The sequence below is a fragment of the Treponema denticola genome (assembly GCF_024181405.1).
Lineage (GTDB): Bacteria > Spirochaetota > Spirochaetia > Treponematales > Treponemataceae > Treponema_B > Treponema_B denticola_D.
The window spans coordinates 329,676-342,693 of record NZ_CP051302.1; the positions used below are offsets into that span (position 1 = coordinate 329,676).

Consider the following 13,018-nt stretch of genomic DNA (forward strand, 5'->3'; position numbering starts at 1 on the left):
TTTACAGGAGATATTATGGATTATCTTAAAAGATTTCAAAAATACATTTCGATGGACACTAAGTCCAACGAAGAAAATGAATGTTGTCCCAGTACTCCCGGACAGCTTGAGCTGGGAAAATACCTTGTAAAAGAATTGACCGAGATGGGCTTAAAGGCCGAGCAGGATGAGCACGGTTATGTTTATTCGGCCATTCCTGCAAACACCGATAAAAAGGTTCCTGCAATCGGTTTTATAGCCCACATGGACACGGCTCCCGATTTGGACGGCAAGTGCGTAAATCCGAAAGTTTTTGTGTACAAGGGCGGGGATATTAAACTCAATGATGAGTACACCATGACCGTCAAAGATTTTCCCTTCTTAAAAGAGCTTGAAGGTCAGGAGATTATTACAACCGACGGAACGACCCTCTTGGGTGCAGACGATAAGGCCGGTATTACAATCATCATGGGTGCTATAGAATATCTTTTGGCTCATCCCGAAATTAAACACGGCGAAATAAAAATCGGTTTTACTCCCGATGAAGAAATCGGAAGAGGCGCCGATCTTTTTGATGTAAAAAAATTCGGAGCGGACTTTGCCTATACCGTAGACGGCGGCCCCTTGGGTGAACTCGAATACGAAAACTTTAATGCCGCAAGCGTTAAGATAGAAATTCAAGGAAAGAATGTGCACCCGGGTTCTGCAAAGAATATGATGGTTAATTCTCTTTCCGCTGCGAGAGAATTGGAGAATATGCTTCCCGAAGAACAAAAGCCGGAATACACTGAAGGCTATGAGGGCTTTATTCATTTAACCTCGATTGAAGGAAGCGTTGATTTTACAAAGATGTCTTACATTATCCGCGATCACTTTATGGAAAGCTTCCTTCACAAAAAAGAACTTATGAAGGCTGCGGTCGATTTTTTAAATAAAAAATACGGCAACATAATCAAGATGGAAATAAAAGATTCCTATTACAACATGAAAGAAAAAATCGAACCGCACATGGAAATAATTGAGCTTGCAAAAAAATCTATGACTGATGTCGGTATTGAACCCCATATAGTTCCTGTTAGGGGAGGTACTGACGGAGCCCGCCTTTCTTTTATGGGGCTTCCCTGTCCGAACCTTTTTGCAGGCGGTTATAATTTTCACGGCCGCTTCGAGCTCATCCCCACAAAATCAATCAAAAAGGGAATTGAACTTGTAGTAAAAATTGTCGAAAATAACGCAAAATAGTTTTTGCTTCAATGCTAACGGGGCAGTAAGAATTATTTTGATTCTTTCTGTCTCGTTAAATTTAAAAGTCTAATGCCTAATTCTGTTTCTTATCCTTGTCGAAGATATTTCCAAAATAATTGCCGTTCCGAAAATAAGATAGGATATAAAGCCGACTTCACTCATATTAAAGTTTAAAGAGCCTGCCATAAAAAGCTCGTAACCTATTCCGCCGGCTCCTGCCGCAGCTCCTACGGCAACAGCATTTCCGAAGTTAATTTCAAATCTAAAAAAGCTCCACGAGATTAGATTGTTTATCGAAGCGGGGAGAACTGCCTGACTTATAATTTCGATATAGCTTGCCCCGCAGGCTTTTAAGGCCTCAATCGTTTTTTTGTCTATGCCGTCAAAGCTTTCCGAAAAACCTTTTACGAGATAGGCTGTGCTGTGGAAGCTCATGCCTAGGACGGCGGCCTCTGCTCCTATGTTTGCAACTACCGAAAATATTAAAACCCAAATAATTGTAGGCACGGAGCGGATAAGGGACATTGCCGTTCTTATAATTTTTACAAGATACTTGTTTGAAAGATTTTCCGAGGCGGCTATCCCTAAAAAGAAAGCAAGCACCACTCCGAAAACGGTAGTTAAAAGGGCAAGGCTTAAACTTACCAAAAGAGAAAAAAATATGTCCGCATAAGAATATTTTTGCGACAGCTTAGGGTAAAAAAATAAATCTTTTGAATATTCCGTAAATTGCAAAAAAGCCTTTTGAATTCCATAGTCGGGCTTTTCCATTTTAAATAAGCTTATAAGTGTAAGGCTTGATAAAAAAATAAGAACAAATAAAATTAATACTCTTTGCTTTGAGAATCTTCTTATTTTTATTTTTTTAATTTTGTTTGCTCGCTCAATCATAAAAGAATCCGCCTTATTTTATTTGAAAGAATATCGATGAGTAAAACTATGATTACAAGGCATAGAATAATTAAGCCCGCACTGTTATAACGGAAACTTTTAAAATAAAGGTTAAATAAAAAACCTATTCCCGTTCCCGTTAAAATTCCTATTAGAGCCGAGTCCCTCACATTTGTTTCAACCGTGTATAAGAGCCACGAAACAAGGCCGGGTGCTATACTTGGGAATACGGCAGTAAAGAGGGCAGAAAAATATGGAACGCCCGCAGCCCGTAACGCCGTAAAAGATTCTTCGCTTGTTTCTTCTATCATTTCCTTAAAAGCTCTTACCAGATGACCCAAGGTAATTATAAAGAGAGCTAAAAAACCGGTAAAATTATTTTGTTTAAACGAAAATAATAAAAGCATTGCCCATGCCACCAGCGGAATGTTTCTTAAAAACGAAGCTATAAGGGTAAGGATTATTTGAAAGGGTTTATTTATTCCTGTGGTTTGAGAACCGAGGAGGGCTAAGATAAGGGCAAAAAAAGCCGCAGCGGTAGTTGCCGAGGCTGCTATTACACAGGTTTCGCCTAAGGTTTTTATTATAATCGGGATATGTTTTAAACTTTCATTGTCGGGTATAAAGTTTTTTATAAGCCAAGCTATTGCAAGGGGAAATTTAAAAACTGCTTTAAGGTCTTTAAAGCCGGTTATATTTGATGCAAAATAATATATTAAAATAAGACTTAAAAGAATAATACTTGCCTTTAGTTTTTTCTTCGCAAAAAAGATTTGTTTTTTTTCCCAAGAGTATGAAGTTTCTTTTTTATGATAATGTCTTTTCTTTTTTTTGTCATCAGAGTAAATTTTTAAATCAAACTTCATAGAGTTTTTTCTCCGCTGTCCATAGAAACATTTGTAAAAATTTCTTTGTGCAAGACTTCATCGTTTAAGGAATCGGGTCTTCCGTCAAAAACTATTTTCCCGTTATTGAGAGCGATGATTCTGTCGGCATATTTTTTTGCAGCTTCCATTTGGTGTAAACTTATAAGGCAGGCAATGTTTTTGTTTACTGCGAATTCTTTGATATAATTTAAAACCGTTTCTGCCGACTGGGGGTCAAGGGAGGCTATGGGCTCATCGCATAATAAAAGCTTCGGGTTTTGCATTAAGGCTCTTGCAATTCCTATTCTTTGTTTTTGACCGCCGCTTAATTCGCTGCATCTTTGAAAGGCAAATTCTTCCATGCCTACGGTTTGTAAAAGAGAAAAAGCTTTTTCTTTTTCTTCTTCGGTATAAAGGCCTAGGGCTCCGCGGTAAGAAGGAATTGAGCCGAGGCAGCCGTGCAAAACATTTTCGACGGCATTAAGACGCTCGACCAGATTATAATTTTGAAAAATCATTCCTATCTTTGAGCGGTATTGTCTTAATTTTTTTCCTTTAAGCTTGTTTATTTTTTCTCCTAAAAAAATAACTTCTCCTTCATCCGGCTCAACCAAGCGGTTTATACATCTAAGCATTGTAGATTTTCCGGCTCCCGATAGGCCTATTATTGCAAGGATTTCTCCTTCTTCTATTTTAAAAGAAATGCTTTGTAAGGCCCTTCGTCCCGAAGGATAAGTTTTTGAAATATTTTTAAGTTCAAGAATCACAAGGCTTCCCTCCAAAAAATTAAAGACTCTTCCTAAAGTTTTTAGAAAGAGTCTCAGGTTAGCAAATATAAAAAAGATTAGCACATTGTGGCATACATAACAGCCTTGATTGTATGCATGCGGTTTTCGGCTTCATCAAAAACAACGGATTTATGAGATTCAAAAACCTCGTTTGTAACTTCCATTTCGGGAAGACCGAACTTTTTGTGAATCTCCTGACCCTTAGTTGTCTTTAGGTCATGGAAGGAGGGGAGGCAGTGCAAGAAGATTGCATCCTTGTCTGCATTGTCCATAGCAGCCTTGTTTACCTGATAGGGCTTTAAGAGCTTAATGCGTTCTTCCCATACGCTGTCGGGTTCTCCCATAGATACCCAAATGTCGGTATAAAGAACATGAGCACCCTTTGTGCCTTCGTTTACATTTTCGGTAAGGGTTACGCTTCCGCCTGTTTGGGCTGCGATTTTCTTTGCTTCGGCTGCCAAGTCTTCAGTGGGGAAGAGGTGCTTGGGCGAACACGCTGTAAAGTGCATTCCCATTTTCACGCAGGCTATCATGAGGGAGTTGGCTACGTTGTTTCGGGCATCTCCCATGTATGTAAATTTAAGCCCCTTTAAATAACCGAATTTTTCTTCGATTGTAAGAAGGTCTGCAAGCATTTGAGTCGGGTGGAAAAGGTCGGTTAATCCGTTCCATACGGGAACACCGGAATATTCGGCCAATGTTTCTACAAGCTCTTGGCTGAAGCCTCTGTACTCGATACCGTCATACATTCTTCCTAAAACACGGGCTGTGTCTTCGATAGATTCTTTATGTCCCATCTGTGAAGAATTGGGATCAAGGTAGGTAACGCCCATTCCAAGGTCATAACCTGCAACTTCAAAAGAGCATCGTGTTCTTGTAGAGGTTTTTTCAAAAAGAAGAACGATGTTTTTTCCTTCTAGGTATCTGTGAGGAATTCCGGCCCTTTTCATGTCTTTAAAATTTTTTGAAAGGTCAAGTAAATAGCGGATTTCGTCTGTAGTAAAATCCAACAATTTTAGAAAGCTTCTTCCGCGCAAGTTTTTTGCGCTCTTTCCGCGAATTTCTTTAAGCATAGTTTTAACTCCTTAAGATGCTATTGATGAATGGGAACAATATATCAGCTTTTGCAAAAATAATCCAGTACCTTTTAAGATTGTACTTTTTTTGTTTTAAGCTGTGGTTATTCTCCTATCCTTCTCCAATGCCAGCCGAATACGGAGTGGGCGTTTGTTACAACCATAAAGGCTTCCGGGTCGTTTGCGGCAAGATAGCTTTTTACCTTTACAAAGTCCCTGCGGCTCATAACGGTTTGAATGACCGAGCGTTCGGCTCTTGTGTAAGCTCCCGTTGCCTTATATACGTTTGCCGAACGGCCTAGTTCCACCATAAAGCGGCAAAGCTCATCGGGCTTATCCGTATTTATAACGCAGTATTTGCTTACATTTAGACCGTCGATTGTAGAGTCTATGACAAGTCCGTTTATTATTACGCCCACCAACGAAAACAAGGCTATTTCGGTTCCGTAAGCAAAGCCCGCAAAAACTGTAATGGTAAAGTCCGTAATTAAGCAGCCCTTTCCCAAGTCGAGGCCGAAATATTTTTGTAGTATCATTGCAAAGATATCGCTTCCTCCGGTTGATGCATACTGATTTAAAACTATGCCTACGCCTCCCCCGTAGAGTATGACGGCAATTACCAGCTGTAAGAATTTGTCGTTTACAATCGGCCCCTGCAATGGAACAAAGATTTCCAAAAGCCATACGGCTCCTGAAAGCCCAAGGCTCGCACAAACCGTTTTAAGACCGAATTTGTTTCCGATGATTAAAAAGCCGAGAGCAAACAGAAAAATGTTTACTACAACAAGTAAGGCTCCTGTAGAAAGCGGAAGGTATTTTGACAATACCAAGGCCATTCCTGTGGCCCCGCCCAAGGATAATTTTGAAGGCAACAAGAAAAAATGAATACCTGATGCTATCATCAAAACTCCGCAAACAATGTAAAAAAAACTTAATAATTTTTCTTTCATTTTTTTTCCCTTATAACAAAAATAGAATTTATTTGAATTTGAAAAAGTAAACAATTACAATTTAGATCATTTGCTTATTTTTTTAAGTTAAGAATTTCGGTTGCCTTTTTTTTCCATTTTCCTGAACAATAGTAAAAGAGTGTTAAAAGAAAGCCTGCAGCTGATCCAACCGAAACGGCAAGCCAGATCCCATCCGAGCCTAAATATCGAGACAGAACAGCTGCTGCCGGTACTCTAAACACCCACATAGCCAATAATGTTGAAATCATCGGAAAAACCGTTTCTCCTGCTCCTCGTATAACTCCGTTTAGAGTAAATGTTATTGTATTAAAAAAATATGCAGGTGCAACTATTATTAAGTATCTTGCGCCCAATTCAATTACTTCCGGATTATTTACAAAAAGGAACATAACTGCCTTACCGAAAATAACTATTGCCGTAGTAGCCGTAATTGTAATTCCGAGTCCTAAAAATAATGAAGCCCGCAAACCTTTTTTTACTCTGTCTAATCTTCCGGCTCCTATGTTTTGGCCTGTAAAGGATGAAAGGGCAACGCCTATATTTAGGGCTGGCATTACAATAAAGCCGTCAAGTTTACCTGCGGCTGAATAGGCTGCTGCCGTTTGTGTACCGAAGGTATTTACAATCGAAAGAAGGGCCATAAAACCTCCTCCGACCAAGGCTTGCTGTATTCCTGATGGAAAGCCCATTTTGATGGACTGAATACAAATAGTTTTATCGAATTTTAATTTAAAAAAGTTTACTCTGAAATCCTTATATTTTATTCGACAATAAAATATAAGCCAAAAACAAGAAATAAATTGGGCTATTATGGTTGCTATTGCAGCTCCCGCAATACCCCATTTGAATACTATTACAAAAAGACAGTCAAGACCTATATTTATTATTGTAGAGATGATTAGGGCATAAAGGGGTGTCATTGAATCCCCAAATCCTCTCAGCATTGCAGTAAAGGCATTATATATAAATAAAAAAATAATTCCTGTAAAGATGAGTCTTAAATAGATAAGGGCTTCCTCAAAGACATCGGAAGGTGTGTTCATTATTTTTAAGATATAAGGCGCAAAAACAATGCCTATAGCCGTAGCGATAAGCCCTGCCCAAAATAGTATTAATATACTTGTTTGAATTACCTTACTTATTTCTTCTTCTTTTTTTGCTCCGACAAATTGAGCTATTAAAATATTACAAGCCATAGTAAAACCTATGACAAGGGATATAAAAATAAACCATACAGGGAAAGAAATACCTACGGCAGCAAGAGCATGATCGCCTATGCTTTTTCCGACTACAATGCTGTCAACAACATTATATAATTGCTGAAAGATATTACCTAATAGCATCGGTAAGGAAAAAAGCGTTATTTGCTTTAGCTCATTTCCTTGAGTTAAGTTTTTCATATTATTGTCCTTATAAATTAAGAGATTTATTTACTTGTCATGTTTACTATGTCGCTGTGTGTTGCTGCCGTTTCAGTATCTGCAAGAAGCATCTTCATTCTTTCAACATACATCTTTGAAGGCTCGTCATCGGGAGAGACTTCCAAACATTTGTTAAAAAGATTAAGGGCTTTTTGATATTCTCGTTGCCGGTAAAAATCTATTGCGTTTTCAAATATGCCTACAAGCTGTACCATTTCCGCAGGGGCTTCGGATCTGACTGCCATAACATTGTAAAGCTGAACAGGGGTATTGATACCCACAACCCTTACGCGGTCGAGGCGGCGTCCAAGGAAGGCATCATTTGTTTCGCTCCATGTAGATTCGGAAGCCAAAATCCATGTGCCGTATTTTTTGTTTACGCCTTCAAGGCGGGCTGCAAGGTTTACGTCATTTCCCATAATTGTGTAGTTCATTTTTTTTTCGGTACCCATGTTTCCGACAACCATTTCTCCGGTATTTATTCCTATGCGTGTAAAGATGGGCATTGGAATATCGCCTGCATCATAAAGCTGTTTATTGAGTTCGGCTTCTGCCTGTTTCATTCTGATGGCCGCAAGACATGCCCTGTATGCATGGTCGGGCAAATCCGTCGGTGCTCCAAAAAAAGAAACGATAGCGTCTCCTATGTATTTGTCAATCGTGCCTTTTTCTTGTAGAATTAAATCGCTCATTTGTGTGAGGTATACGTTTAAAACCGAAACCAAGTGTTCGGGCGTAATTTTTTCCGAAAGGGTAGAAAAAGATTTTATATCGGTAAACAGAGCCGTAATTCTTTTTTGTTCTCCTCCGAGAGTGAGCTTGTCGGGGTCGGCAATAATTTCGTTTACGACATCGTCCGAAAGATAAACACCGAAGGCCTTTCTTAAAAAGCCCTTTTCTTTTTCGCTAAAAATAAAGTTTAGTAAGAGGATAACTATAAAGCTTATAACTACCGTTACAACCGGAAGAAATAGCTGTAAGTATATTTTTCCGAATACGAATAAAAGAATTCCTATAGAAAGAGTTAAGCTCAATAAAACGATTCCAAGAAGAACCTTTATAAATCCTCTTTCTATCTTTTTCATCATAAAGGCTGTAAATATTGCTATTACAAAGGCAAGTATTATTGAAACCCATTTTGGAAGAGGTCTTATAAAGTCCTCATTCATAATTGTGTTATAAATATTGGCATGGGTACCTACATTGGGATAAGATTTCCAAAAAGGGTTTACGCCTAAATCGGAAGTGCCTACGCCGCTGTATCCTATAATTGCAAATGCGTTGTTGCAAAAGCCGTTTATATAGTTAATGTGTTCCGAATAGTTTTTATATTCTTCTTTTGCATTTTTAAAAAGTTCGGTAACATAGGCATCTATGTCATCATATTGGTTTGAGCCGCTTTGTTCTTTTATTTTTGCAAAAAGGCTGTGTATTTCTTTATCGAAGTTCCCGCTTAAAAATTTGCTGTAATTATCAAAAAAGGAATTACGTGCCGCAAAGTATTCTTTAAAGTCCTGCTTGTCCTTATTCAGAAGTTCTCTCTTCCACTGGTCAAGCCTTGCGTATTCACTTTCTAAAGAAGTAACCGCATTGTGATAAGAAAGGTAGCCTTCTGCAGTTCTGATTTGTAGATCTTTTATGGCTTCTAAAATGGAAATTAAATTCTTTTCCATTATGTCGGCGTAGGTTAGGGCATAAACCGATAAGCTTTTAAAGCTGCCATTTTCCGGATTTTCAGTGTCGGCAAAGCGTTTTTTTAGCCAGTTTATTAAAAGGTTGCCTTCTTCATCCAGAGGAATTGTAAGGTCTTTTCTTTTTTCCAAATCGGAAGGGTCTTTGGCATTTTTTAAAATCAGTTTCCTTCCCGACCGGATAATTTTTTCGGGTTCAAGGATGTGAAGAATGGGGGTAAAGACCAGCTGGCCTATGTACCTTCCTTCGTATTCGGTTAAAAGAGAAATGCGGCGGCGTACCCCGTCCTCATCTATAACCACATTCGGAAAACCTGCTCCTTTTGCGTACTGTAGTATGGACATAATCGCCGGAGCCATTCCGTATTCTTCATTTGCGGCCTTACGGTTTGCTAGGGTTTCCTTTTTAAAAAGCCCTGTTTTATCTTCTACATTGGTAAACAAAAAATTATTATAGGCAAAGTCTTTTAGTTCCTTTGTTTCGCCGCCTATGTTTATATTTACTGCGTTTATGGTTAAAAAAGCATTTTCAAAAAAGCCTACTGCGGCTCCCATGTAGGCATCATTATCTCTAAATACATTGTTTTTAATTGAATCGGAAAGTTCATCAATCCGTGATTCAAAATACTTGGACATATCCTGTCCTATTGTTTTTACCTCCGAAAGCGGTATGTTTTTGCTTGCTACTGCATCCGAAAACTCTTTTATATATTCTCCTAATTCCTGACGTACGGCTGCATATTCTTTGGGCAGATCATGTTCTACATAGGCATTATTTGCACCCGCCCTTCCTGCAGACAGGTACTCAATATCGAAAACCGCCGCCTTACCGCCTGATTCTTTTAAGCGGATTAAAACATCGGCCAAGACATCCCTTGACCATGGCCAAGAGCCGATTTGTTCTATAGAAAAGTCATCGACATTTAAAAGAAGAATTTCGCTTTTTTCCTTGATTTCGGGCTTAAGTTTTAGCATGGCATCGTAGACTTGGTTTTCTATATTTCTTCCCAATTTAATAAAACTAAAGGCAGTAAAAATTAAAAATACGGCTATTGCTATTATAAAATTAAGATTCTTTTGTAAAAATCCTACAAATGCAGATTTATTTTTTTCTTTTTCGACCATGAATTTCTCCCGAGCTGTTTATCATATTTCCTTTGTTTACATAAAACCGGCAAGTTCAATTATAATCTAAAAATTATTAAAAAACAAGCCTTTATATCGATAGACTTTTCTTATATTTTAGGGTATGATACCAAGTAAGATTACTTCACATTTTTAAGGAGATATATAATGAAGATATTGGTTATCAACTGCGGAAGCTCTTCTTTAAAGTATCAGCTCATTGATATGACTAACGAAGATGTTTTGGTAAAAGGCCTTGTCGAAAGAATCGGTATTGAAGGTTCGCGTATTAAGCATGAAAAAAAAGGAATGGATGCCGTTCTAATTGAAGAAAAAATGAATGACCACAAAAAAGCCATTCAGCTTGTTTTGGAAGCCCTAATCGATAAAAATCACGGTGTTGTAAAATCCATGGATGAGATTACGGCTGTAGGTCACAGGGTAGTTCACGGCGGAGAAGAATTCAATAAGTCCGTTCTTTTGGATGACAGGGTAATGGCCGGTATCAAAGAATGTATCGACCTTGCTCCCTTACATAACCCTGCAAATATTATGGGAATCGAGGCTTGTAAGGCTCTTATGCCGAAAACTCCGATGGTTGCGGTTTTTGATACGGCCTTCCATCAAACAATGCCGGCAGAAAACTATATCTATGCTCTTCCCTACGAATATTACGAAAAATATAAGATACGCCGCTACGGTTTCCACGGAACATCGCACCGCTTTGTTTCTGAAAAAGCCTCCGAAACCCTCAAAAATAATTCGGCCGATTTTAAGGTTATTACCTGCCACTTAGGAAACGGTTCCAGCTTGGCCGCTATCAAGGGCGGGAAATGTGTAGATACCTCGATGGGACTTACCCCCCTTGAAGGTTTAGTCATGGGAACCCGCTCAGGAGACCTGGACCCTGCAATTCTTCCCTTTATAATGAACAAGGAAAAACTTTCAGCCGATGAAATGAGCAATGTTTTAAACAAAAAATCCGGCGTTTTTGGTATTTCCGGTGTAAGCAGCGACTTCCGTGATATTGAAACCGCTGCAAAAGAAGGAAACAAGAGGGCTCAGCTTGCCTTAGATGTATTCTGCAACAGAGTTAGAAAATACATAGCTTCTTATGCCGCACAGCTCGGCGGAGTGGATGCTCTGGTATTTACAGCCGGTATAGGTGAAAACTCTATCGAGCTTAGAGAAAAAATCTGTCACGGTTTGGAATTCCTCGGTGTTGAACTCGATTCCGAGAAAAACAAGGTAAGAGGAAAACTTACTGATGCAAGCAAGGCCTCATCAAAGGTCAAGGTTCTTATTATTCCTACAAATGAAGAGCTTATGATTGCTAAGGATACGATGGCTTTGGTAAAATAAAGTTCTTTAAAACTAACTAAAGACAAAAAAAGGCGGGGCTTGTTTAAAGCCCCGCCTTTTCTAATCAGCTTTTATCTGTAAGATAAAAACGCTAAACCTTATTCTACAACAGCAACCAAATCATTTGATTTTAAAATCAAATGATCTACACCGTCGATTTGAATTTGAGTTCCGGCATATTTGTCGTGAATAACTTTTTGACCGACTGAAACCTTAATCTTTTCTTTGTCGTCACCTACAGCTACAACAACACCTCTTTGTGTTTTTTCTTGAGCTGTGTCGGGAATGATGATTCCGCCGGCAGTTTTTGTTTCTACGGCATCCGGTTTTACTAAAACTCTGTCTCCTAAGGGTTTAACTTTCATCAAAAGACCTCCTGAAAAATTAAAAGAACACAAAAAGCAGTATTTGTGCCTTTTTGGCACTCTTTTTTGTGTTTTATTTCGGGTTGTGTCATTTCAATACATAAGTCCCGAATACCATAAAATATAAGAAAAAAGAGCTAAAAAGGCAATAGGTTTTGCTCATTTTTGGTGCCGGATGTTGAATTTTATAAGTCTATATCGAATATAAACTTATAGTTTTAAGTACCTTTTTTTTGATGTTTTAAAAATATTTTTTTTGAATATTCGGTTTTTAGCATAGTTTTTGCTTGTATATACCGGAGGCCAAAAAGACTTCCCAATTTTATACAAGGAGTTAAGTTATGTATAACAGGACAAAAAATAATTATGACGCAGAAATGAACTCGTTGGCTACTTATTTAAAAGAAATCAATCAGATACCGCTTTTAACAGCTGAAGAAGAAATAAAATATGCTAAACTAGCCGAAAAAGGAGATGAAGATGCCAAAAACATGTTGGTAAATTCAAACCTACGCTTTGTTGTAAATGTAGCAAAAAAATATCAAAACCAGGGTCTTCCCCTTATGGATCTTATTAGTGAGGGCAATATAGGCTTGATGAATGCCGCCGAAAGATTTGATGTTTCAAAGGGTTATAAATTTATTTCTTACGCTGTTTGGTGGATTAAACAATCTATCTTAAAAGCTATTTGCGAAAAATCAAGGATGATACGCCTTCCCTTAAACAGGGCGAACGAGCTTGTTCAAATAGAAAAGGCTAAAAAAGAAATCGACTTTTCGGGAAACGAAACCAAGGAACTCAATGAGATTGCAGGTATCTTAAATATGGATAATTCTATGGTTCACACAATTATGAATGCTGCCAGAGAGCCTATTTCCATAGATGCTTCCGTTTTTGATGAGCCCGGAAGCTCCAGTGTAAACGACTTTTTACAGGACGAAACTCATCAGATGCCTGAAGACTACGCAATGGATATGAGCCTTAGAGATGAAGTAAACGAGCTTCTGAAAAACCTTGACGATAGGGAAGCGGAAATAATCCGTTATCGTTTTGGGCTTGGCGGTTATGCTCCTCTTTCGTTAAAAGAAGTAGGGCTTATCTTTAATCTTACAAAAGAAAGAATACGCCAGATTGAAAAAAAGGCCTTGCAGCAGCTTAAAAAGCCTGCCGAAAAACAAAAGCTTGCCGTTTACGTTGCGTAAACGATTTACGTTGCGTAAACGATTTATATAAAAATT

At 38.4% G+C, this 13,018-nt stretch carries 11 protein-coding genes; 3 read left to right on the top strand and 8 right to left on the bottom strand.

Translation table 11 applies throughout. The features are described from left to right. Nucleotides 1-15: 15 nt before the first annotated feature. On the top strand, nucleotides 16-1,221 hold the full coding sequence (pepT, locus tag HGJ18_RS01580) for a peptidase T (RefSeq protein ID WP_253697366.1): 1,206 nt from the start codon (nucleotides 16-18) through the stop codon (nucleotides 1,219-1,221). 69 nt (nucleotides 1,222-1,290) lie between these two features. On the opposite strand, the gene HGJ18_RS01585 is transcribed toward pepT, so the two are convergent. The 7 genes from HGJ18_RS01585 to HGJ18_RS01615 all read right to left on the bottom strand — a co-directional run bounded on the left by HGJ18_RS01585 (nucleotide 1,291) and on the right by HGJ18_RS01615 (nucleotide 10,053). Then, complete coding sequence (locus HGJ18_RS01585) at nucleotides 1,291-2,115, bottom strand: PhnE/PtxC family ABC transporter permease (RefSeq protein WP_253697367.1); 825 nt, start codon at nucleotides 2,113-2,115, stop codon at nucleotides 1,291-1,293. Further along, nucleotides 2,112-2,981 (bottom strand): ABC transporter permease subunit, encoded by an 870-nt coding sequence (locus HGJ18_RS01590; RefSeq protein ID WP_253697368.1) that lies wholly within the window; start codon nucleotides 2,979-2,981, stop codon nucleotides 2,112-2,114. Before HGJ18_RS01590 ends, HGJ18_RS01585 begins: the two co-directional genes overlap by 4 nt. Beyond that, nucleotides 2,978-3,748 carry a phosphonate ABC transporter ATP-binding protein gene (phnC, locus tag HGJ18_RS01595; RefSeq protein ID WP_253697369.1) on the bottom strand — a complete coding sequence of 257 codons (771 nt, stop codon included), beginning with the start codon at nucleotides 3,746-3,748 and terminating at the stop codon, nucleotides 2,978-2,980. The genes HGJ18_RS01590 and phnC overlap by 4 nt, the downstream gene beginning before the upstream one ends. A 77-nt stretch (nucleotides 3,749-3,825) precedes the next feature. Then, nucleotides 3,826-4,842, bottom strand: coding sequence for an ornithine carbamoyltransferase (gene argF, locus HGJ18_RS01600; RefSeq protein ID WP_253697370.1), 1,017 nt, complete (start codon nucleotides 4,840-4,842; stop codon nucleotides 3,826-3,828). Nucleotides 4,843-4,949: 107 nt separating this feature from the next. Beyond that, nucleotides 4,950-5,795: a YitT family protein gene (locus HGJ18_RS01605; RefSeq protein ID WP_253697371.1), complete on the bottom strand. Its 846-nt coding sequence runs from the start codon at nucleotides 5,793-5,795 to the stop codon at nucleotides 4,950-4,952. 74 nt (nucleotides 5,796-5,869) lie between these two features. After that, the gene (locus tag HGJ18_RS01610; protein ID WP_253697372.1) at nucleotides 5,870-7,216 is read right to left on the bottom strand and encodes an MATE family efflux transporter; all 1,347 of its coding nucleotides are present in this window, start codon (nucleotides 7,214-7,216) and stop codon (nucleotides 5,870-5,872) included. Nucleotides 7,217-7,242: 26 nt separating this feature from the next. After that, nucleotides 7,243-10,053: a CHASE2 domain-containing protein gene (locus HGJ18_RS01615; RefSeq protein WP_253697373.1), complete on the bottom strand. Its 2,811-nt coding sequence runs from the start codon at nucleotides 10,051-10,053 to the stop codon at nucleotides 7,243-7,245. A gap of 168 nt (nucleotides 10,054-10,221) precedes the next feature. Here HGJ18_RS01615 and HGJ18_RS01620 point away from each other — a divergent pair, with 168 nt between their 5' ends. Next, a complete protein-coding gene (locus HGJ18_RS01620) occupies nucleotides 10,222-11,415 on the top strand; it encodes an acetate/propionate family kinase (protein ID WP_002671982.1) in 1,194 nt (397 codons plus the stop codon). Between the two features lie 98 nt (nucleotides 11,416-11,513). Here HGJ18_RS01620 and HGJ18_RS01625 read toward each other — a convergent pair whose 3' ends face one another. Beyond that, complete coding sequence (locus HGJ18_RS01625) at nucleotides 11,514-11,780, bottom strand: co-chaperone GroES (protein ID WP_002670325.1); 267 nt, start codon at nucleotides 11,778-11,780, stop codon at nucleotides 11,514-11,516. Between the two features lie 341 nt (nucleotides 11,781-12,121). On the opposite strand from HGJ18_RS01625, the gene HGJ18_RS01630 reads away from it, so the two are divergent. Beyond that, nucleotides 12,122-12,982 carry a sigma-70 family RNA polymerase sigma factor gene (locus tag HGJ18_RS01630; RefSeq protein ID WP_253697374.1) on the top strand — a complete coding sequence of 287 codons (861 nt, stop codon included), beginning with the start codon at nucleotides 12,122-12,124 and terminating at the stop codon, nucleotides 12,980-12,982. The last annotated feature ends 36 nt before the right edge of the window (nucleotides 12,983-13,018 follow it).

What these genes read in the sequence shown, in the direction of transcription:
- argF (WP_253697370.1), bottom strand. Translation starts at nt 4,842, where the DNA reads ATGCTTAAAGAAATTCGCGGAAAGAGCGCAAAAAACTTGCGCGGAAGA.
- HGJ18_RS01585 (WP_253697367.1), bottom strand. Translation starts at nt 2,115, where the DNA reads ATGATTGAGCGAGCAAACAAAATTAAAAAAATAAAAATAAGAAGATTC.
- HGJ18_RS01610 (WP_253697372.1), bottom strand. Translation starts at nt 7,216, where the DNA reads ATGAAAAACTTAACTCAAGGAAATGAGCTAAAGCAAATAACGCTTTTT.
- HGJ18_RS01615 (WP_253697373.1), bottom strand. Translation starts at nt 10,053, where the DNA reads ATGGTCGAAAAAGAAAAAAATAAATCTGCATTTGTAGGATTTTTACAA.
- HGJ18_RS01625 (WP_002670325.1), bottom strand. Translation starts at nt 11,780, where the DNA reads ATGAAAGTTAAACCCTTAGGAGACAGAGTTTTAGTAAAACCGGATGCC.
- HGJ18_RS01590 (WP_253697368.1), bottom strand. Translation starts at nt 2,981, where the DNA reads ATGAAGTTTGATTTAAAAATTTACTCTGATGACAAAAAAAAGAAAAGA.
- HGJ18_RS01605 (WP_253697371.1), bottom strand. Translation starts at nt 5,795, where the DNA reads ATGAAAGAAAAATTATTAAGTTTTTTTTACATTGTTTGCGGAGTTTTG.
- HGJ18_RS01630 (WP_253697374.1), top strand. Translation starts at nt 12,122, where the DNA reads ATGTATAACAGGACAAAAAATAATTATGACGCAGAAATGAACTCGTTG.
- HGJ18_RS01620 (WP_002671982.1), top strand. Translation starts at nt 10,222, where the DNA reads ATGAAGATATTGGTTATCAACTGCGGAAGCTCTTCTTTAAAGTATCAG.
- pepT (WP_253697366.1), top strand. Translation starts at nt 16, where the DNA reads ATGGATTATCTTAAAAGATTTCAAAAATACATTTCGATGGACACTAAG.